The following is an 18,613-nucleotide window of genomic DNA, read 5'->3' as shown; positions in this document are numbered from 1 at the left end:
CGGTGTCCCCCTGACGCATCACAGGAGATCTCATGGGTTTTCTCGACTGGCTCGTGATCTGCGGTTACTTCGTCCTCATGATCGTGATCGGCGTGTGGGCCAAGTCCCGGGTTCACAACGCGAGGGACTTCTTCACCGCCGGCGGCAAACTGCCCTGGTGGCTGTCCGGCATCTCCCACCACATGTCGGGCTACAGTTCGGCGGTGTTCGTCGGCTACGCGGCGATCGCCTACACCGCTGGCTTCACCCTCTACATCTGGTGGGCGATCGGCATCACCTTCGCGATGGTCGTCGGGGCGTTCGTGTTCGCGCCCAGGTGGCCGCGTCTGCGGCAACGGCTCGGCATCATCTCCCCGCTCGAATACCTGGCCACCAGGTACAACGTGCCCGCGCAGCAGGTCCTCGCCTGGAGCGGCACGGCGCTGAAGGTCTTCGACGTCGGCGCCAAATGGGCGGCGACGGCCCTGCTGCTCCAGATCTTCGCGGGGGTGCCGATCGCCTGGGGCGTACTGCTCACCGGCGGGGTCACCCTCATCTACTCCACCATCGGCGGTCTGTGGGCCGACGCGCTCACCGACCTCGGCCAGTTCATCATCCAGCTCATCGCCGGGATCACGCTGTTCGTCGCGGTGCTCTCCCGGCTGGACGGCCTGCCCACCGTGTGGACGTTGTGGGACAAGCTCCCCGAGGGGCACGGCCAGCCGTTCAACGGGCAGTACACCATGGGCTTCGTACTGGTCTATCTGCTGATCAACACGCTGTCGTACAACGGTGGCACGTGGAACCTGGCGCAGCGTTTCATCGCCGCGCCGACCGGTGACTCCGCCCGCCGGGCGGCGCTCTTCTCGGCGAGCCTGTACCTGTTCTGGCCGCTCATCCTCTTCTTCCCGATGTGGGCGGCACCCGTCCTGCTTCCCGGACTGACCGCACCCGAGCAGTCGTACGCCCTGCTGACCCAGGAACTCCTGCCCAGCGGCCTGATCGGGCTCGTGCTCGCCGGGATGTTCGCGCACACGATGGCGATGACGTCCTCCGACGCCAACGCGATCTCCTCGGTGGTCATCCGCGACATCATCCCCGCGGTGTGGAAGCGCGCCCGCCAGATCACGCCCGCCTCGGAACTGCTGGCCGGACGGGTGTCCACCTTCCTCTTCATCGCGCTGTCGATGGGCATCGCGCTGACCGCCGAGAGCTTCGGCGGCGTGCTCGGCCTGCTCATCCTGTGGTTCGGCGCGCTGGTCGGGCCGATCGCGATCCCCATGCTGCTGGGCATGCTGCCGCTGTTCCGCCGGTGCGGGCCCAGCGCCGCGATCTCCTCGTGGGCGACGGGCCTGGTGGTCTTCGTGCTGATCAAGTACGTGTTCACCGCTCAGGTGACGGCGCTCAGCGGCGACTGGAAGATCACCGTGGAGGTGGCGGGCCCCGTGCTGTGCTCGCTCCTGGTGTTCGTCGTCATGGGTCTGGTGGCGCCGTGGCGGCGGGCCGAGTCGGACGCCCTGATCGACTCGCTGAGCAGCGACGTCGTGGCGGAGCCCGCCGGACGGGCGGGCTGAACTCGCCGGTCCCGCGGATGAACCGGGTGGCGGGCCGGGGGGCCCGCTGGTGACGGCGGCGGGCCGGGGTGGGCCCGCCGCCTGACGGGGGCTAGGAGCGGGTGGCGCTCCGGTGGGCGGCGCCGGCCTGGACGTGTTCGATCATGATGTGTTCCGCGGCCGGTCCGTCGGCCTCGCCGAGGGCGCGCAGGATGCGCGCGTGCGCGTCCAGGTGCCCTCGGGCGAGGGTGTCGTCGAGCCACAGGGAGACGCCGGCGGGCACGGGGAAGCTGTTGCGCACCGCACGGGCGTGCTGCCCGAGGAACGCGGGCCCGCCGATGTCGACGATCCGCAGGTGGAAGTCCTGGCTCTGGTCGGCGAGGCGGTCGTTCCTGCCGTTCGAGGCGTCGGCGGCCATCGCCTCGTGCAGTTCCCAGAGCCCCGCGAGCTCGGCCTCGGTGATCCGGGACGCGGCGAGCCGGGTGCCCAGCCCTTCGAGTACGGCGCGCACGCCGTAGAACTCCTCCAGCGCGTCGTCGTGCAGATCGACGACGGTCGCGCCGTGATGGGCCTCGTAACTGATCAGCCGGTCCTTCTCCAGGCGGCGCAGCGCCTCGCGCACAGGGGTGACCGAGACGCCGAGCCGCTGGGCGACGGCGGCGGCGCGCAGCGCGGTGCCGCCGGGGATGCGTGCGGTGCGGATCTCGTCGAGAAGCACGCTGTAGACGTATTCGGCCTTGCTCGTGGGAGGACGCGGCTCGCTGGTCTGCATCACTTTCCTTCGGGCGGAGGGTCCTCATTCTCCCGCATTACCTAGGGGAGGCATTGACGTATGACATATTTCTTATAAGTTACATCTTCATGACCAGCCTCTCCGACCTCCGAGTGATCGACATAGCGACCCTGTTCGCCGGTCCATCGGCCGCGATGTTGCTCGGCGACTTCGGAGCCGACGTGATCAAGATCGAGCACCCCAGGCGGGGCGACCCGTCGCGCGGGCACGGCGCCGCGGTCGAGGGCGTCGGCCTCTGGTGGAAGTCGCTCTCACGCAACAAGCGCACCGCCGCCGTGGACCTCTCGCAGGCCGAGGGGCAGGAGATCCTGCGCCGCCTCGCCGAACGCTCCGACGTGCTCATCGAGAACTTCAGGCCCGGCACGCTGGAGCGCTGGGGGCTGGCGCCCGACGACCTGCTGGAGATCAACCCCCGCCTGGTGGTGGCCCGGATGACCGGGTTCGGGCAGTTCGGCCCGATGTCCGGCCGGCCGGGGTTCGGCACGCTGGCCGAGGCCATGAGCGGATTCGCCGCGATGACCGGCGAGCCGGACGGCCCGCCCACCCTGCCGCCGCTCGCCCTGGCGGACGGCATCGCCGGCATGGCGATGTCCTACGCGGTCATGGTCGCCCTGCACAACCGGGAGCGGACCGGCCGCGGCCAGATCATCGACATGGCGATCATCGAGCCGATCCTGGCGATCCTCGGGCCGCAGATGACCGCTTACCAGGCCCTCGGCGTGGTGCCGAAGCGGACCGGCAACCGGTCGACCAGCAACGCGCCGCGCAACACCTACCGCAGCCGGGACGGCAGGTGGCTGGCCGTCTCGACCAGCGCCCAGAGCATCGCCGAGCGGGTGGTCACCCTGGTCGGCAGGCCCGACCTGGTGGAGCAGCCGTGGTTCGCCAGCGGGGCCGGCCGGGTCGCGCACGTCGACGAACTCGACGAGGCCATCGCCTCGTGGATCGGGCAGCGGGACGCGGCGGAGGTCATCGCGGAGTTCGAGGCGGCCCAGGCGGCCGTCGCCCCCGTCTATGACGTGACCGACATCGCGACCGACCCCCAGTACGCCGCGCTCGGCACCTTCGTCGAACTGCCGGACGAGGAACTGGGCTCGGTCACCGTACAGAACGTGCCGTTCAGGATGTCGGAGACGCCGGGCGCGGTGCGGTGGCCGGGACGCCGGCTCGGCCACGACACCGACGAGGTGCTCACCGAGCTGGATTACACCACCGAGCGGATCGCCGCCCTCAAGGAGAGCGGGGTGGTCGCGTGACCGCCGTCACCTGGCTCTACGTTCCGGGAGACCGGCCCGAGCGGTTCGGGAAGGCCGTCGCCTCCGGCGCCGACGTGGTCATCATCGACCTGGAGGACGCCGTCGATCCGGCCCGCAAGGACGAGGCTCGGCACAACGCGATCGCCTATCTGGCCGGCGAGCCGGCACCGGGCGCGGGGCCGGCCGTCCATGTGCGCGTCAACGACCTGGCCACCGAACGCGGTCGCGACGACCTGCGCGCCCTGGCGGGAGCCCGCGGGCTGGCCGCGGTGCGCCTGCCGAAGGTCGAGTCGGCGGAGGTTCTCGACCTGACGGCGGAGACCTTCTCCGGCAGCGCGGTGCAGGCGTTCGCGCTGCTGGAGTCGGCCAGGGGTGTCGGATCGGCCGCGGCCATCGCGGCCCACCCCGTGGTCGCCGGCATCGCCCTCGGCGAGCAGGATCTGGCGGCCGAGTTGTCCGTGACCGACCGGTCCGCGTTGGACCAGCTCCGATTCCAGACGGTGCTGGCGGCCGCGGCAGCGGGGCTTCCCCCGGTCCCCATGTCGGTGTTCCCCGACATCAAGGACGACGAGGGACTCACCACCTCGTGCGCGCACGGCCGCGGCCTGGGGATGTTCGGCAGGACGGCCATCCACCCCCGGCAGCTCCCGCTGATCCGCGCGGCGTTCCGGCCGGGCGAGGACGAGATCGCCAGGGCGCGCGAGGTCGTGGCCGCCGCCGACCGTGCCGGGACGGGCGCGCTGGCCCTTCCCGACGGCCGGTTCATCGACGCCCCCATCATCGCCCGCGCCCGCCGTACCTTGGCGCTCGCCGACCGGCTGACCGGGGACTGACCCCGGCTCGCCGCCAATCCCCCCGACCGTTATGGAGGAACCCGTCATGGGCATCGCCGTGTGGGCGCTCATCGCCTACATCGCCGTCATCGTCGTTTGGAACGGTCTACTGAAACGGAACATCGGCGAGGCCATGCTCATCGGTTTCGTCGCGGTCTGCCTCTTCGGCGGAACCGGCTTCCTCGGGCTGGCCCGCGCGGGGATCGCCGACGCGCTCGCCGAGGAGGTCGTCTTCGCCGCGCTGGCGTTCGTCTTCATGGGCTACCTGCTGACGAAACTCGGCCTCATCCAGGAGCAGGTGACCGTCCTGAACTCGGTGTTCGGCCGGTTGCGCGGCGGCGCGGGCTACGTGTCCACCTCCGCCGCCGCCCTGCTCGGCGGCCCGGCCGGGTCGGGCTCCGGCATCGCGGCCTCCGTCGGCTCGGTCACCATCCCGTGGATGACCAGGTCCAACTGGAGTCCCGAGCTGGCCGCCACCCTCGTCGCGGGGAACGCGGGACTCGGGATCTCCATCCCGCCGAGCTCGACGATCTTCCTGCTGCTCGGCTCGGCCGCGGTGGCTCCCGTGCTCACCGCCGACCAGCTCTTCGTCGGGGCGTTCGTCGGCGGCATGTGGACGGTTCTGTACAGGTTCATCGTGGTGTTCATCTGGGTGCGCCGCTACCGGATCCAGGCCACCGACCGCAGTGACATCACCCCGTTCACGCTGGCGCTCAAGCAGGGCTGGACCTCGCTGCTGGTCTACGCCGGCATCGCGGTGCCCGTGGTGTTGACCCTCGACTTCGGCCAGCGGTTCATGGAGTCGCGGGTCGGCGAGGCGGCCGGGGACATCAGCATCGTGGTCTGGATTCCGGTCCTGACCATCCTCGCGACGTTCGCCGTCGCCTGGAAGCGGTTGCCGCGTACCGGGCGGGCCTGGAGCGAACTGCTGGGCGAGATGGCCCCCCGGTACGCCGTGATCGGGGCGACGCTCTTCTTCGCCTTCGCCGCCGCGGCCTCCCTGGGCGAACTCGGCCTGGTCGACCAGCTCACCTCCATCATGCGGGGGATCCAGGCGCCGACCGTGGTCATCGCCATCATCGTCGGCCTGCTCATCGTCGTCATCGCGGCCCCGCTGACCGGCACGGCGACGATCGCGGCCGTGGGCGGCGTGGCCTTCAGCGCGCTGACCGCGGCGGGCGTGCCCCCGGTGGCCGCGGCGACCGCGATCATGATCTTCGCCTCGACCGAAGGCGCCTCGCCACCCGGGGCGGCGCCCATCTACATCGCCAGCGGCATCGCCGGCGTGGACCCGGCCAAGACCTTCGGCAAGCTGATCGTCTGGTTCGTCATCCCCATCCTGGCGCTGGGCGTACTGGTCGCCACCGGCGTCCTGCCGATCTAGGAGGCAACTCGTGAACATGGTCAAGCGGGTCTCCATGCCCCTGTTCAAGGTCTGCCTGGTGGCGTTCCTGGCACTGAGCGTGGTGATGGTGGTCGTCCAGGCCGTCGGGCTGATCGCTGGCGACGCCGGCCTCGTCTCCGGTGTGGTCGGCGCCCTGGGCATGCCGATGACCGTCGCGGCCGGCGTCACCGGCCTGCTCGGTTTCGCGATGTCCTACGTCTTCCGCTGGCAGAGCGACGGCGAGGACTGACCCGCCCCCGCTACTTGTGGCGAAAAGCGCGACGCGTTACCAGGGCCAGCACCCCCTTTGATCTTCATGAGGGCACAGCCGGGGAACTCGACACATGTTCGATCTTGCCTGTGAAGAACATGGATGGCGGATCTCTACTGCCTGGCTCAAGATTCCGAATTGAGCCGATATGCCAAGGTGACGAATGGCTGTGACCTCACCGCTTGCGGGCCAGAAGTTGCATCGCCTGTGATCGGTGGCCATTCATCGTGACAACGTCGATCTGGCGCTCGTCCGCCACGTCGAAGTCCGGCAGCAGAGCGCGCAGCTCGGCGATGTCGTGGTGTCGGCACACCGCACCATCGTCAGTGGCGAACACCCCGTATGGAGTGCCGAACTGCTGGGCATGCGCGGCGTAGCGGCCCCGGTTTCGCTCGTCGTCCTGCAGGATCATGTCGCTGACGTAGAGCAGCCCGCCGGGCGCCAGGACACGGCTCAGCTCAGCGACCAACGCCCGCTGGGCGTCATCGGCGGGGACACACGTCAGCACCGCAAATAGCAGGACGACGTCGAAACTCGCCGGTGCGCAAGCCAGCTCCGGCGGAGACTCCAGTACCGCGAAGCGCAGATCAGGCAGCAACTGGCGGCCCCGCGCGATCAGCCCGGGAGACAGGTCCACACCCGACACATCGGTGAAGCCGTGTTCGCCCAGCTCAGCCATGACACGGCCGTACCCGCAGCCGTAGTCCAAAACCCGAGCGGTCCGGCTCACCCCTTCCAGCCAGTCGGGGTTCACTGGGTGGGTAAATGTCTTCGTGACGCCGACGCTGTCCCAGTACGCGACCTGACTACCAAGATCCTTCATGCGAGTGCAGCATACGGCCCTCCAGAATCCCGCACGCCACCGCTCAACCCACTTTCGAAACACGCCCTGGTTCTGCGGTGCCAGGGTGCGCAGGACGCAGAACTCGTTGCCCTCGGGGTCTGCCATGACCACCCAGTTTCGGTCTGAGCCCTGGCCCACATCCGTCTTGGTGGCGCGGCGATCACGAGCGGCCTGCTCGTGCCTTCGAACTATTGGCGGGTGGCCGAGGTGGTTACGGCGACCGAGGCGCGACGACTTCCGGAGGCGGTTGAGCTGCGTGACGCCGCACACCGAAGTAGTGCCCTACAGGGGCGGACGACCGAAGAACGGCTGTCGGGCGTGCGGCCCAGGGCACACAGCCATGAGATCTCGTGAGAGTCAACGCGACGTGCTGTGACCTCAAGTCGCAGGTCAGCGGGTATTCGGCCGGGTCTCCGCAGGTCGAAGACCCGGCTGCCGCCCTACTTGTGACGAAAGTAGACGAACAGGCGGCCGTGGTTCTTGGAGTCCTTGTCGATGCGGTGGTAGAGGGCCTTGATCTCCTTCTGGTCGAGGAAGCGCAGGACCTTCTTCTTGAGCTGGCCCGAGCCCTTGCCAGGGATGATCTCGACTTCGGTGGCCTTCTTCCTGATGGCCTCGTCGATGATGCCGCGCAGTGCCTTGTCGATCTCGCCGCCGCGGTTGAAGAGCGGGTGCAGATCCAGCTTGAGCTTCACGGAGAGGAGTCTACGCCCCCCGCTTTATTGCGACTTAGTTGCAAATGATAGAAGTTCTCTTGTGACTCAATCTCTCCGGAGGTCCGCCGCGCTGTGCGCCGTCCTCGCCCTGTTCGCGGCGGCCTGTTCCGTCCCGCAGGGCCCGGCCGACGCGCCGGACGACACGTTCGTCATCGGTCTGAGCTCGGAGTTCGACAACTTGAGCCCGGTGCTCGGGTTCTCGCCCGACGGGGGATCGCTGTTCTTCGACGGGCTGATGAGCCGGTCGCCCGACCTGACGCTGAAGCCCGCGCTGGCCGCCGGGCAGCCAGAAGTCGCCGGCGACGGCAAAACCGTCACCTTCACCCTGAAGGAAGGGCTGAGGTTCCACGACGGAAAGCAGTTGACCAGCGAAGATGTCGAGTACACCTACGAGGCGCTGCTCGATCCCGCCAACAACTCCACGATCAGGAGCGACTACGCGGCGATCAAGGAGGTACGGGCGCCCGACCCGAGGACCGTGGTCTTCGAGCTGAAGCACGCCTACGCCCCGCTCGTGCAGCGCACCACGCTCGGCATCGTGCCCAAGGGGACCCTGGAGAAGACGAAGCCGGTGGGCACCGGTCCGTACCGGTTCGTGTCGTGGACGCCGGGTGACAAGATCGTGCTGGAGGCCAACAAGGAGTACTGGGGCGGCGCTCCCGCGATCTCCAAGCTGGTGCTCGCCTTCGCGCCCGACGACAACGTGCGGGCGACCCGGTTGCGGGCGGGCGACTTCGACGCTTCCGTGCTGCCCCCGAAGGCCGCCGCCCAGTTCCGCGGGCAGCAGGGCGTGACCGTGTACGACGTGCCGAGCGCCGACTACCGCGCGATCCTGTTCCCGATGACCCATCCGGTGACCGGCGACAGGGCCGTCCGGGAGGCGTTCGGGCTGGCGGTCGACCGGCAGGCGATGGTGGACGCGATCCTGGCCGGCTCGGGCACACCGGCCTACGGCCCGATCTCACCCGACACGAAGTGGCACAACCCCGAAGTGACCGGCGAGACCAACCCGGAGCAGGCCAAGAAGGTCCTCGACGAGGCCGGCTGGCGCGAGGCCGGCGACGGGATCAGGGAGAAGGACGGCAGGAAGGCCGAATTCACCCTGATGTACCCGGCGGGCGACTCGCTCCGCAAGGAACTGGCACTGGCCGCCGCCTCCGACGCCAAGAAGATCGGCCTGCGGGTGGAGCCCGCCGGTCTCGACTGGGACGCGATCGAACCGCGACTGGGCGAGGACGCGGCCGTGATGGGGTACGGCAGCCCGTACGACCCCGACTACGTCAACTACGAGCTGTTCCACTCCGACTTCAAGGGCAAGGGCTTCTTCAACCCGGGCCTGTACGACAACCCCGAGGCCGACAAGCTGCTGGAGAAGGGCCGATCCGCGGGCGATGAGGCGACCCGCGAGCAGGCGTACTCGGACCTCCAGAAGATCATCAAGGATGACCAGGTCTACTCCTACCTGGTGTTCCTCAAGCACGTCTACGTGATCCGCGGCAAGTACGACGGCATCCTGCCCGGCGTGGACGGGCACGAGCACGCCACGGGCGGCCTCTTCGCCGGGCTCCCGGCCTGGAAGCCCGCGACGTGAGAGCCGTGCTCCGGATGGTCGCCTGGCGGGTGGCCTTCGCCGTACCCCTGCTGGTGATCGTCACCATCGTGATGTTCGCCCTGGCACAGGCCTCCCCCTTCGACCCGGTCAGGCAGTACCTCGGTGAGCGCGCCCTGGTCACCTCGCCCGAGGTGGTCGAGGCGATCAGGGCCAACTGGGGGCTGGACCGCCCGGTCCTCGAGCAGTACGCCACCTGGTTCGGCAACCTGGTGAGCGGGGAACTGGGCGAGTCCAGGTCGCTCCACCGGCCGGTCACCGAGATCATCGGCGAGCGGCTCGGCTGGACCCTGCTGGCCACCGGCTCCGCACTGGTGCTGATGTTCGCGGGCAGCCTGGTGGTCGGCACCCTCGCCGCCTGGCGGCGCGGCTCCTGGCTGGACAGGGTGATCACCGGTGGCGCGTTCGCCAACGAGTCGGCCCCGGTGTTCTGGCTCGGGTTGCTGGCCATCTGGATCTTCGCGGTCACGCTCGGCTGGCTGCCCGCCGGCGGGCTCACCGACGCGGCCTCGACCACGATCAGCCCGGGTGACGTCGCCGCGCACCTGATCCTGCCGGTCACCGTGCTGGCGATCTCCCAGTCGTCGTGGCTGGTCCTCTACGTGCGGGAGTCGGTCATCGGCGTGCTCCGCGAGGACTTCGTGATCGGCGCGCGCGCCCGCGGCCTGCGCGAACGGACCGTGATCGTACGGCACGCGCTGCGGTCGGCGCTGCTGCCGTTCCTCACCCTGCTCGGCGCCCGGATGCCCGAACTGGTCACCGGCGCGATCCTGGTCGAGACGGTCTTCTCCTGGCCGGGGGTCGCCGCCGCCTCGGTGCAGGCGGCGCTGGCGGTGGACTTCCCGCTGCTGGCGGCATTGACGCTGCTCGGCACCGCGGCGGTGCTGGCCGGCAACCTGCTCGCCGACATCGCCTACACCGTGGCCGATCCGCGGGTGCGCACGCTGGGGGTGGGCTAGATGCGGATCGCGACCTGGACCCTGGCGGTGCTGGCGCTCGCCGTACTGGTGCTGCCGCCGATCGTGCAGCTCGACCAGAGCCTGGTGGACCTGCGCTCGGCCGGGCAGCCGCCGTCGTTCGCACATCCCTTCGGAACCGACGAGGTCGGCCGGGACGTCCTGCTCAGGTCGGTGTACGGCCTGCGGGTCTCGTTCCTGGTGGGCCTGGTCGCCGCGCTGGTCAGCATGGTGATCGGTGGGGCCATCGGTCTGGCGGCGGGCAGTCTGGGGGGCCTGCCCGACCGCCTGCTCATGCGGGTGGTGGACGGCTTCAACGCCCTGCCGCACCTGCTGTTCGGCATCTTCATCGTCGCGCTGTTCGCGCCGAGCGCCGCCGCGGTGGTGGTCTCCGTCGGCGTGACCCACTGGACCACGGCGGCGCGGATCGTCCGTTCTGAGGTGCTCTCGCTGCGCACCCGCCCGTTCGTGGAGGCGGCCGTCTCCGGCGGCGCGGGCAGAATGCGGGTGGTCCGCCGTCATCTGCTGCCGCACCTGCTCCCCCATCTGGTGCTGGCCACCGTGCTGATGGTGCCGCACGCCATCTGGCACGAGACCGCGCTGAGCTTCCTCGGCCTCGGCCTGCCGCCGCATCTGGCCTCGCTCGGCAACATGATCAACGACGGGCAGCGCTCGCTGCTCACCGGCGACTGGTGGTCGAGCCTGGTGCCCGGCCTGTTCATCCTGGCCCCCACCCTGGCGATCTCGGTGCTGGCCCAGCGCTGGCGCGACCGCAGCAGTCCCCGATGGCGATCGGAGCTGGAACTTTGACGGACCGGAATCTGCTGCGGGTGGAGGGGCTGAGCGTCAGCTTCGCCATTCCCGCTGCCCGGGTGCGGGCGGTGAGCGAGGCGAGCTTCGAGGTACGGCCCGGCAGGTGCCTGGCCCTGGTGGGCGAGTCCGGCTGCGGCAAGTCGGTGCTCGCGCACGCCCTGCTCGGCCTGCTGCCGGGCAACGCGACCGTCTCCGGCGAGGCGTGGCTGAAACAGAGCGGGGCGGAGCCGGTGGAGCTGATCGGCGCGTCCCAGCAGGTGCTGGCCAGGCGGGTGCGTGGGCGGGCGATCGGGCTGATCCCGCAGAGCCCCGCCACCCACCTCACCCCGGTCCGCACGGCACGGGCGCAGCTCCAGGAGGCGATCAACGAGCTCGGCTCCAGCGCTCGCGCGGACGACCTGGCCGAGCGGTACGGCCTGCGCCCGGCGGACCTGGACCGCTATCCGCACGAGTTGTCCGGCGGCATGGCCCAGCGGGTGGCGAACGCGATCGCGCTGGCCGGCGACCCGTGGCTGGTCCTGGCCGACGAGCCGACGAGCGGGCTGGACCAGCCGCTGGTGGACCGGGCGATGGGGACACTCAGGGAGCTGTGCGACGAGGGGCGGGCCGTACTGCTGATCACGCACGACCTGCGGGCTGCCGAGCGGGTCGCCGACGACCTCGCCGTGATGTACGCCAGCCGGCTGGTGGAGACGGGACCTGCCGCCGGGGTGCTCGGCCAGCCGCGCCATCCGTACACCGCCGGGCTGGTCGCCGCTCAGCCGGACCGCGACTTCGTGCCGATCCCCGGACTGCCGCCCGAGCTGACCCGGCTGCCCGAGGGCTGCGCGTTCCGGCCGCGCTGCGGGCACGCCACCGAGCGCTGCGCCGAGTCGCCGCCGATGGACGGCGGCGTGGCCTGTCACCACACCCTTGCGTCCCCGGACCTCGCGAGGGCTCCGGAAATCGCGAAGGAGAGTCATGCTTGAGGCGTCCGGGATCACGGTGAGGTACGGCAGGCAGGTGGCGCTGGACGACGCGTCCCTGACCATCGAACCCGGCGTGGTGACCGGTCTGGCCGGGCCGAGCGGCTGCGGGAAGTCGACGCTGGCCAGGGTGCTGGCGCTGATGCTCCGCCCGAGGTCGGGCACGCTCACGGTGGACGGCGACCCCGTGCTCCGCTGGCGGCAGCGCGCGCCGCGTGAGCTTCGCACCCGGGTGGCGCTGATCTACCAGCAGCCCAGGCTGGCGGTCGATCCGCGCCTCACGCTGGCCGACGTCATCCGCGAGCCGCTCACCGCCAACGGCCGGCCGGACGACGGCCGGGTGGCCGAACTGGCCGGGGAGGCCGGGCTCACCGGCGACCTCCTCACCCGCCGCCCCCACGAGGTCTCCGACGGCCAGCTGCAACGGGCCTGCGTGGCGAGGGCGCTGACCCTCGAACCCCGCTACCTGATCTGCGATGAGATGACCACCATGCTCGACGCCTCCACCCAGGCCCACCTGGTCCGCCTGGTGAACGCCTACCGGGAACGCACAGGCGCGGGCGTGCTCGCGATCAGCCACGACACGATCCTGCTGAACCGCTGGGCGGACAAGACCGTGGACCTCTTCGACCCCGCCGACCAGAAGCAGCCTTAGTACCCGTGTACAAAACTGATCATCAGGTCGATTGGGGAGATGAGGATCGTGCGAGTCGTCGCCCCATGAGGATGATCATCGCCTTGCGACGTTAGCGCGGTTCCCGCTGGTCAGAGAGCTGTTTCCCGTGCCGTGTCCGCAAGGTGGTCAACGCCGGATTCCGTTCGATCTCTCGTCTGAACCCTGAGGCCGATCCTGACGCCCGCGACGCCCGGGGGCAGACGGGTTCGGTGGGTGGCAGGGAAAACGATGTTCCGTGTTCACCGGCCGTTCCGAGAGGGGAGGTTCTACCGGTAGGCCCGAGACAGAGGATTAAGGCGCGTCTCCTGTGCAACGGACGGCACAACCTCGTGTCGCGATTGAGAGGAATGCCCCAATGTCTACATCCTTGTCCCGTCGAACCTTACTCGCCGGCGTACCCGCGGTCGGCCTGGCTGTCGCCCTGCCCGCCGCCGCTCACGCGGCGGCGCCGGCCTACGCGGCCTTCCGCGTCGTGCGTAGTCGGCCCGGCGAACCCGGCCGGCCCGAGGTCGTGCTGCCCGTCGGCTACGAGATCGTGCCCGGCGCGAACTACTCCGTGGCCTCCCGCGCGGAGTACTACACGTTCGTGCGTGGCCCGCAGAACGCCGCGGGCATAGAGGTCACCGTCCGGTGGCCGGATACGCGTGTCGAGGCCGTCGTCCACCAGGAAACGCGGCTGGCGTTGCGCCGCGCTCCCGGCGACAGGCACAGCTTCTCGTTCACGCTGCCGATGACGCAGGCCTCGGCCGACGCGAACCAGCCCACGCTCCAGGTCTGGAGCTTCCCCGACATCTCGCCGGGAATGAACTGGCGGATCGAGCACAACGACCCCGACCGCGTCGCGGGTCCGTGGGCGACGGTGCCGTGGCCGGCCGGCCCGGTCAAGTCGGTGGTCCACCAGCTCGTCGCGGCACACGCCATTCTCCGGGACTCCGGCGTGGTCGAGGTCGCTGCGGCGAAGGGACATCGGTTCGTGCTGATGGGCTTCGAGACCAACAACACCTTGCACGCCGACAATCCTTCGCACTGGCATATCTCCTACAACTCCGGCCCGAGCTTCAGCTCGCCCACCCACAATCCGCATTTCTGGCTCGACTCGGCGGGCCGCAATTTCTATAACGGCATGGACGTCACCGGTATGGGCCGGCTGAAATACTACGTGGGCGATCCGGCGCCGCTGTACGACTTCGTGGGCGATGCGAACGGCGGCCGCGGCAATCTCGTCGTCACCTTCACGCTCCGGCAGGACGGCGGCATTGACATCGCTTCGCCGGAAGGCCGTACTTACGCCATCGCGGCGGGGGGCGCGGGAGATCTGGTCGAGGAGGTCACCGCGCTGCGTGACGGTGAACCCTGGCTCCGCGTCAGCACCGAGGACCGTGTTCGCCAAGGTGTGCTCGTCGTCCGGGTCAGGGGGCTGCAGAATCCCGCTGAGTCCGGCGTGCGCGTCCACCGCTACGACAGGTTGACGGGCGTGCTGCACACCCAGCCGTAACGATCGGCGTCGGCCATCGGTCAAGGCGGTACGCCTCGTCCAGCAGCCCCAAAGCGAGTCCGATGCAGGCTGTTAGTCAGAGCAGCCGCCACCCCGAAGGGCCAGACGTGAAACTGGCCCACCGCTCAGTATGAGCCGCAAAGTGTCACTCGGCCCGCCGGCCAATCGGCGGAAAGGACCGTATCCCGCGAAAACCAGCCCTGCGGACATCGGCCTGGACCTGGCCGAAGTCTTGGCGCATCGACACTATGCCATCGTCGGAGACCGCCGCGGCTTGGAAGGCGTCCTATGACTGCCCGGCTACCTGCGGTCGGCCGTAGCTTCGGGAGCACTGGGCCAGCAACCGAACGGCCAGTGGCGTCACTAGTCGAGCAGGGACCGTACAGCCTGCTCGGTGCGCCCGACCACGGCAGGGCCGTCCTTGACCGTGATGATCGGCCGCTGGATCAGGATCGGGTTCTCCGCCAGTGTCCTGATCCAGCGGTCACGGCTGTCGGCGTCGCGGGGCCAGTCGGCCAGGCCGAGCTCGGCGGCCCTGGCCTCTCCGGTCCGGGTGATGTCCCACGGTTCGAGGGCCAGCCTGGCCAGCACATCGCGGATCTCATCGCCGGTCGGCGGATCGTCCAGGTAGCGGCGCACCGTGTACTCGGCGGTCGCGTCGTCAAGGATCGAGAGCGCGGAACGGCACTTGGAGCACTCGGGATTGATCCAGATCTCCATGGTCTCCGCCGCCTTTCGGGAACTGGTCAGGAACATTATCAAGAGTCAGATCGGCGGCGGCCGGCGACACCACCCGGCATCCGGCCTGTCCTCTCTCAGGGATCCTCCTGCCGGCCCTCCCGGACCGCGCCTGAGCTGAGCGCCGGCACGTCGCGAACGGACAATGCTGAAAAGCCGGGTAGACGGGATAGTCAGATTTACTGAATCAAACCACTAAATCCGGCACTTTCACGACCTAGGCGGCAACAAAATCGCTGGTTAAGCTCCGAGAGGCTGCCGTCGCGAGGTGGCCACTTCACCCGTCGGGGAGGGTCGGGTCCCTTCCTTGTGGTGCCACGACACTCCCCCTTCTTGGAGGTGTCGTGTCCCGTAAGCACCCTCTCTTATCCCGCACGCTGGGCGTCGCCGCCGGCCTGTCCATGGTGGCCGTGCTGGTCCCGGCGACCAGTGCCGCGGCGAGTCCCACCCCCGCTCCCCCGCCGTCCGGTAAGTGGACGGCGACACCGGCGCAGATCGAGGCCACTCCCGTGCAGGGCGCCAAGTCCGACACGGGGAAGCTCGCGGAAAGCGACCAGGGCCTGCTGAAGTCCACTTCGGCGGCCCAGGTCAACGTCATGGTGAAGCTCGACTATGACTCCCTGGCGGCCTACAAGGGCGACCTGCCCGGCCTCCCGGCGACCAGCCCGTCGAAGACCGGCAAGGCACTGGACCCGGGCGGCGCGAACGCCAAGAAGTACGGCAAGCACATCGAGGACGTGGAGAACGCCTTCCTCGGCGAACTCGGCAAACGCGTGCCCGCCGCGAAGGCGGGACAACGGCTGCGCACCGTCTACGGCGGCATGGCCCTGCGACTGCCCGCCGACAAGGCCGCCGAACTGCTCAAGCTGCCCGGCGTGGCCGCGGTGCAGGAGGACAAGCCGCAGCAGTTGCTGACGGACTCCAGCCCGGCCTTCGTCGGCGCCCCCGCCATCTACTCCAAGCTGGGTGGCAGCGCGTCCTCCGGCAAGGGCGTGGTCGTCGGCATCCTCGACTCCGGCGCGTGGCCCGAGCACCCCTCCTTCGCCGACCCGGGCGGGCTCCCGGCGCCGCCGCCGACCGTCGACGGCACCCCTCGGGTGTGCGACTTCGGCGACAACCCGCTCACTCCCGCCGCCGACCCGTTCGCCTGCTCGAACAAGCTGGTCGGCGGGCAGCCGTTCCTGGAGACCTACAACTCCGTGTTCGACGGCGAGGTCTATCCCGACTCGGCCCGCGACTCCAACGGGCACGGCACGCACACCGCCACCACCTCGGCGGGCGGCCCGGTGGCCGACGCCAACCCGCTGGGCATCAGCCGCGGCCCGATCCACGGCATGGCCCCGGCCGCGCACGTGTCGGTCTACAAGGTCTGCGGCCAGGAGGGCTGCTTCCCGTCCGACTCCGCCCAGGCGGTCGCGCGGGCGATCCAGGACGGCGTCCGGGTCATCAACTTCTCCATCTCCGGCGGCAGCGACCTCTACAGCGACCCCGTCGAACTCGCCTTCCTCGACGCCTACGCCGCGGGCGTGCTGGTCGCGGCCTCGGCGGGCAACTCCGGGCCGGGGGCGGGCACCACCGACCACCGCGGCCCGTGGACGACCACCGTCGCGGCGTCCACCCAGACCAGGACCTTCTCCTCGGCGCTGACGCTGAACGGCTCGGGCGGCGCCACCTCGACGATCAAGGGCGCCTCCGTCACGGGCGGGATCGCGTCGCCGCTGCCGGTGGTGCTCGCCTCCGCGCCGCCGTACTCGAACAAGCAGTGCACGTCCCCCGCTCCCCCGGGGGTGTTCGCCGGGAAGATCGTCGCCTGTGCCATCAGCTCCGGACGGGTGATGAAGGGCTTCAACGTCAAGCAGGGCGGCGCGGCCGGCATGATCCTCTACAACGACGCGTCGTTCGAGGTGATGACCGACAACCACTGGCTCCCCGCGGTGCACGTGGACGACGCCGAGACCGTCACCCTGCTGGCGTTCCTGGCGGCCAATCCGGGGGCGACCGCGTCCTTCACCCAGGGCGCCAAGGCCACCTGGCAGGGCGACGCCATCACGGAGTTCTCCTCGCGCGGCCCGGGCGGCGACTTCCTGAAGCCCGACGTCACCGCGCCCGGTCTGCACATCCTGGCCGGTGGCACGCCGACGCCCGAGTCACCGGCCGAAGGGCCGCCCGGCAACCTCTACCAGGTGATCGCCGGCACCTCGATGTCGTCGCCGCATGTGGCGGGCGCCGCCGCGCTGGTGTTCGCGCTGCACCCGGACTGGACTCCCGGCCAGGTGAAGTCGGCCCTCTCCACGACGGCGACGACCAAGGTCACCAAGCAGGACCGGACGACCCCGGCCGACCCGTTCGACTTCGGCGGCGGGCGGATCGACCTGACCAAGGCGGGCGACCCCGGCCTGACCCTGGACGAGACCGCGGCGAACTTCGCGGCCTCGGCCACCGACCCGGCGAACCGGATCGACCTGAACCTGCCGTCGGTGAGCGCGCCCACCATGCCCGGCGTGATCACGGCCAAGCGCACGGTCACCAACGTCACGAACAAGACGCTCACCTTCACCGCGACCGGCAAGACCGTCGACGGGGCGAACATCGCGGTGCTGCCGCCGCTGCTGTCCGTCAAGCCCGGCAAGTCGGCGAAGCTGACCATCGTGATCACCGCCCCCGAACTGCCCGACGGGCAGTACTTCGGCCAGGTGAACCTCAAGCAGGTCGGCGGCGACCGGCAGCTCCACCTGCCGGTGGCGTTCGTCCGCAAGGAGGGCGCGGTGCCGATCGACCAGACGTGCGCGCCGGCCACCGTGCCGCGCGGCACGGGCGAGTCGACCTGTACCGTCACGATCGAGAACACCACGCTCAAGCCCGCCGAGGTCACCGCGCTGAGCACGCTCAGCAGCCGGCTGCGGCTGAACTCGGTCACCGGCGCCACCAAGATCGGTAGCCAGATCGCCACGGCGAAGAAGACCCTCTCGGCACGGCAGCCCGACGCCCCCGCGATCGCGCCGGGCACCGGGCCCTCCGGGTACCTGCCGCTGGACCTGCTCGGCGTGCCGGTGACCCCGATCGGCGACGAGGAGGCCCTCAACGCGAACGTGCCGGGCTTCAGCTACGCCGGCAAGACCTACAACCGGGTCGGCATCGTCTCCAACGGCTACGCGGTCGCGGGCGGGGTCACCGACTCCGCGCAGATCAGCTTCACGCCGCAGACCCTGCCCGACGCGACCCCGCCCAATGGCGTGCTCGCGCCGTACTGGACCGACCTGGACGGGACCGGCGCGCCGGGCGTGCTCGCCGCGACGCTGACCGACGGCGTGAACCGCTGGTTCGTCATCGAGTGGCGGGTCAACCTGTTCGGCACGACCGACACCAAGGTCTTCCAGCAGTGGCTCGGGCTCAACGGCGCCGAGGACATCTCCTACGTCTACGATCCCGCGGCCCTGCCCGGCTCGCCCCCTGACGGGTACGGCCTGACCGTGGGCGCGGAGAACGAGGAGGGTACGGCCGGCGCCCAGATCACCGGGCCGCCCACCGAGGACCTCCGGGTCACCAGCACTCCCGGCGCCCCCGGCGGCACCCTCACCTACACGATGAAGGTGAAGGGCGTCTCCGCCGGCTCGGGGACCGTCACCACCACCACCTCGACCCCGGAGGTGAAGGGCCTGACGATCGAGGTGGACAGGATCACCGTGCAGTAGGAAAAGCGACGGCCCCGCCGGTCTCATCCGGCGGGGCCGT

At 69.8% G+C, this 18,613-nt stretch carries 16 protein-coding genes and 1 pseudogene; 12 read left to right on the top strand and 5 right to left on the bottom strand.

What is annotated here, in order from left to right; translation table 11 throughout:
* Positions 1-32: 32 nt before the first annotated feature.
* Positions 33-1,553: a sodium:solute symporter family protein gene (locus MBA17_RS04625; protein WP_238494951.1), complete on the top strand. Its 1,521-nt coding sequence runs from the start codon at positions 33-35 to the stop codon at positions 1,551-1,553.
* Positions 1,554-1,644: 91 nt separating this feature from the next.
* Here MBA17_RS04625 and MBA17_RS04620 read toward each other — a convergent pair whose 3' ends face one another.
* On the bottom strand, positions 1,645-2,304 hold the full coding sequence (locus MBA17_RS04620) for a GntR family transcriptional regulator (protein WP_238494950.1): 660 nt from the start codon (positions 2,302-2,304) through the stop codon (positions 1,645-1,647).
* Between the two features lie 89 nt (positions 2,305-2,393).
* Here MBA17_RS04620 and MBA17_RS04615 point away from each other — a divergent pair, with 89 nt between their 5' ends.
* From MBA17_RS04615 to MBA17_RS04600, 4 genes are read left to right on the top strand one after another with little or no spacing between them, the layout of a single operon-like run.
* The gene (locus MBA17_RS04615) at positions 2,394-3,581 is read left to right on the top strand and encodes a CaiB/BaiF CoA transferase family protein (RefSeq protein ID WP_238494949.1); all 1,188 of its coding nucleotides are present in this window, start codon (positions 2,394-2,396) and stop codon (positions 3,579-3,581) included.
* Positions 3,578-4,414 (top strand): HpcH/HpaI aldolase/citrate lyase family protein, encoded by an 837-nt coding sequence (locus MBA17_RS04610; RefSeq protein WP_238494948.1) that lies wholly within the window; start codon positions 3,578-3,580, stop codon positions 4,412-4,414. Before MBA17_RS04615 ends, MBA17_RS04610 begins: the two co-directional genes overlap by 4 nt.
* 46 nt (positions 4,415-4,460) lie before the next feature.
* Positions 4,461-5,798: a TRAP transporter large permease subunit gene (locus MBA17_RS04605; RefSeq protein ID WP_238494947.1), complete on the top strand. Its 1,338-nt coding sequence runs from the start codon at positions 4,461-4,463 to the stop codon at positions 5,796-5,798.
* 10 nt (positions 5,799-5,808) lie between these two features.
* A complete protein-coding gene (locus MBA17_RS04600) occupies positions 5,809-6,048 on the top strand; it encodes a hypothetical protein (protein ID WP_238494946.1) in 240 nt (79 codons plus the stop codon).
* 196 nt (positions 6,049-6,244) lie between these two features.
* On the opposite strand, the gene MBA17_RS04595 is transcribed toward MBA17_RS04600, so the two are convergent.
* The 3 genes and pseudogenes from MBA17_RS04595 to MBA17_RS04585 all read right to left on the bottom strand — a co-directional run bounded on the left by MBA17_RS04595 (position 6,245) and on the right by MBA17_RS04585 (position 7,608).
* Positions 6,245-6,892: a class I SAM-dependent methyltransferase gene (locus tag MBA17_RS04595; protein WP_238495047.1), complete on the bottom strand. Its 648-nt coding sequence runs from the start codon at positions 6,890-6,892 to the stop codon at positions 6,245-6,247.
* Between the two features lie 102 nt (positions 6,893-6,994).
* Positions 6,995-7,183, bottom strand: a pseudogene (locus MBA17_RS50220) (hypothetical protein); the annotation flags it as partial.
* A 170-nt stretch (positions 7,184-7,353) separates the two neighbouring features.
* Positions 7,354-7,608, bottom strand: a complete 255-nt coding sequence (locus tag MBA17_RS04585; RefSeq protein ID WP_238494945.1) for a Smr/MutS family protein — start codon at positions 7,606-7,608, stop codon at positions 7,354-7,356.
* A gap of 61 nt (positions 7,609-7,669) precedes the next feature.
* Here MBA17_RS04585 and MBA17_RS04580 point away from each other — a divergent pair, with 61 nt between their 5' ends.
* From MBA17_RS04580 to MBA17_RS04555, 6 genes are all read left to right on the top strand, one after another.
* On the top strand, positions 7,670-9,220 hold the full coding sequence (locus MBA17_RS04580) for an ABC transporter substrate-binding protein (protein WP_238494944.1): 1,551 nt from the start codon (positions 7,670-7,672) through the stop codon (positions 9,218-9,220).
* Entirely contained in the window at positions 9,217-10,197 is a 981-nt protein-coding gene (locus MBA17_RS04575; protein WP_238494943.1) for an ABC transporter permease, read from the top strand. The genes MBA17_RS04580 and MBA17_RS04575 overlap by 4 nt, the downstream gene beginning before the upstream one ends.
* Positions 10,198-11,004: an ABC transporter permease gene (locus MBA17_RS04570; RefSeq protein WP_238494942.1), complete on the top strand. Its 807-nt coding sequence runs from the start codon at positions 10,198-10,200 to the stop codon at positions 11,002-11,004.
* Complete coding sequence (locus tag MBA17_RS04565) at positions 11,001-11,975, top strand: ABC transporter ATP-binding protein (RefSeq protein ID WP_238494941.1); 975 nt, start codon at positions 11,001-11,003, stop codon at positions 11,973-11,975. Before MBA17_RS04570 ends, MBA17_RS04565 begins: the two co-directional genes overlap by 4 nt.
* Positions 11,968-12,627, top strand: coding sequence for an ABC transporter ATP-binding protein (locus tag MBA17_RS04560; RefSeq protein WP_238494940.1), 660 nt, complete (start codon positions 11,968-11,970; stop codon positions 12,625-12,627). The genes MBA17_RS04565 and MBA17_RS04560 overlap by 8 nt, the downstream gene beginning before the upstream one ends.
* A 388-nt stretch (positions 12,628-13,015) precedes the next feature.
* On the top strand, positions 13,016-14,143 hold the full coding sequence (locus tag MBA17_RS04555; RefSeq protein WP_238494939.1) for a hypothetical protein: 1,128 nt from the start codon (positions 13,016-13,018) through the stop codon (positions 14,141-14,143).
* A gap of 363 nt (positions 14,144-14,506) precedes the next feature.
* Here MBA17_RS04555 and MBA17_RS04550 read toward each other — a convergent pair whose 3' ends face one another.
* A complete protein-coding gene (locus MBA17_RS04550) occupies positions 14,507-14,863 on the bottom strand; it encodes an arsenate reductase family protein (RefSeq protein WP_238494938.1) in 357 nt (118 codons plus the stop codon).
* A gap of 362 nt (positions 14,864-15,225) precedes the next feature.
* On the opposite strand from MBA17_RS04550, the gene MBA17_RS49165 reads away from it, so the two are divergent.
* Positions 15,226-18,573 (top strand): S8 family serine peptidase, encoded by a 3,348-nt coding sequence (locus tag MBA17_RS49165; RefSeq protein ID WP_455432689.1) that lies wholly within the window; start codon positions 15,226-15,228, stop codon positions 18,571-18,573.
* Positions 18,574-18,613: the final 40 nt, after the last annotated feature.

Source organism: Dolomitihabitans soli, assembly GCF_022213955.1.
Classification (GTDB): Bacteria; Actinomycetota; Actinomycetes; order Streptosporangiales; family Streptosporangiaceae; genus Streptosporangium_A; species Streptosporangium_A soli.
This window is presented reverse-complemented; position numbering and strand designations above follow the sequence as displayed.

Excerpts from the sequence above, each read along its gene's own strand:
- MBA17_RS04625 (WP_238494951.1), top strand. The coding sequence starts at position 33 with ATGGGTTTTCTCGACTGGCTCGTGATCTGCGGTTACTTCGTCCTCATG.
- MBA17_RS04620 (WP_238494950.1), bottom strand. The coding sequence starts at position 2,304 with ATGCAGACCAGCGAGCCGCGTCCTCCCACGAGCAAGGCCGAATACGTC.
- MBA17_RS04615 (WP_238494949.1), top strand. The coding sequence starts at position 2,394 with ATGACCAGCCTCTCCGACCTCCGAGTGATCGACATAGCGACCCTGTTC.
- MBA17_RS04605 (WP_238494947.1), top strand. The coding sequence starts at position 4,461 with ATGGGCATCGCCGTGTGGGCGCTCATCGCCTACATCGCCGTCATCGTC.
- MBA17_RS04595 (WP_238495047.1), bottom strand. The coding sequence starts at position 6,892 with ATGAAGGATCTTGGTAGTCAGGTCGCGTACTGGGACAGCGTCGGCGTC.
- MBA17_RS04570 (WP_238494942.1), top strand. The coding sequence starts at position 10,198 with ATGCGGATCGCGACCTGGACCCTGGCGGTGCTGGCGCTCGCCGTACTG.
- MBA17_RS04560 (WP_238494940.1), top strand. The coding sequence starts at position 11,968 with ATGCTTGAGGCGTCCGGGATCACGGTGAGGTACGGCAGGCAGGTGGCG.
- MBA17_RS04550 (WP_238494938.1), bottom strand. The coding sequence starts at position 14,863 with ATGGAGATCTGGATCAATCCCGAGTGCTCCAAGTGCCGTTCCGCGCTC.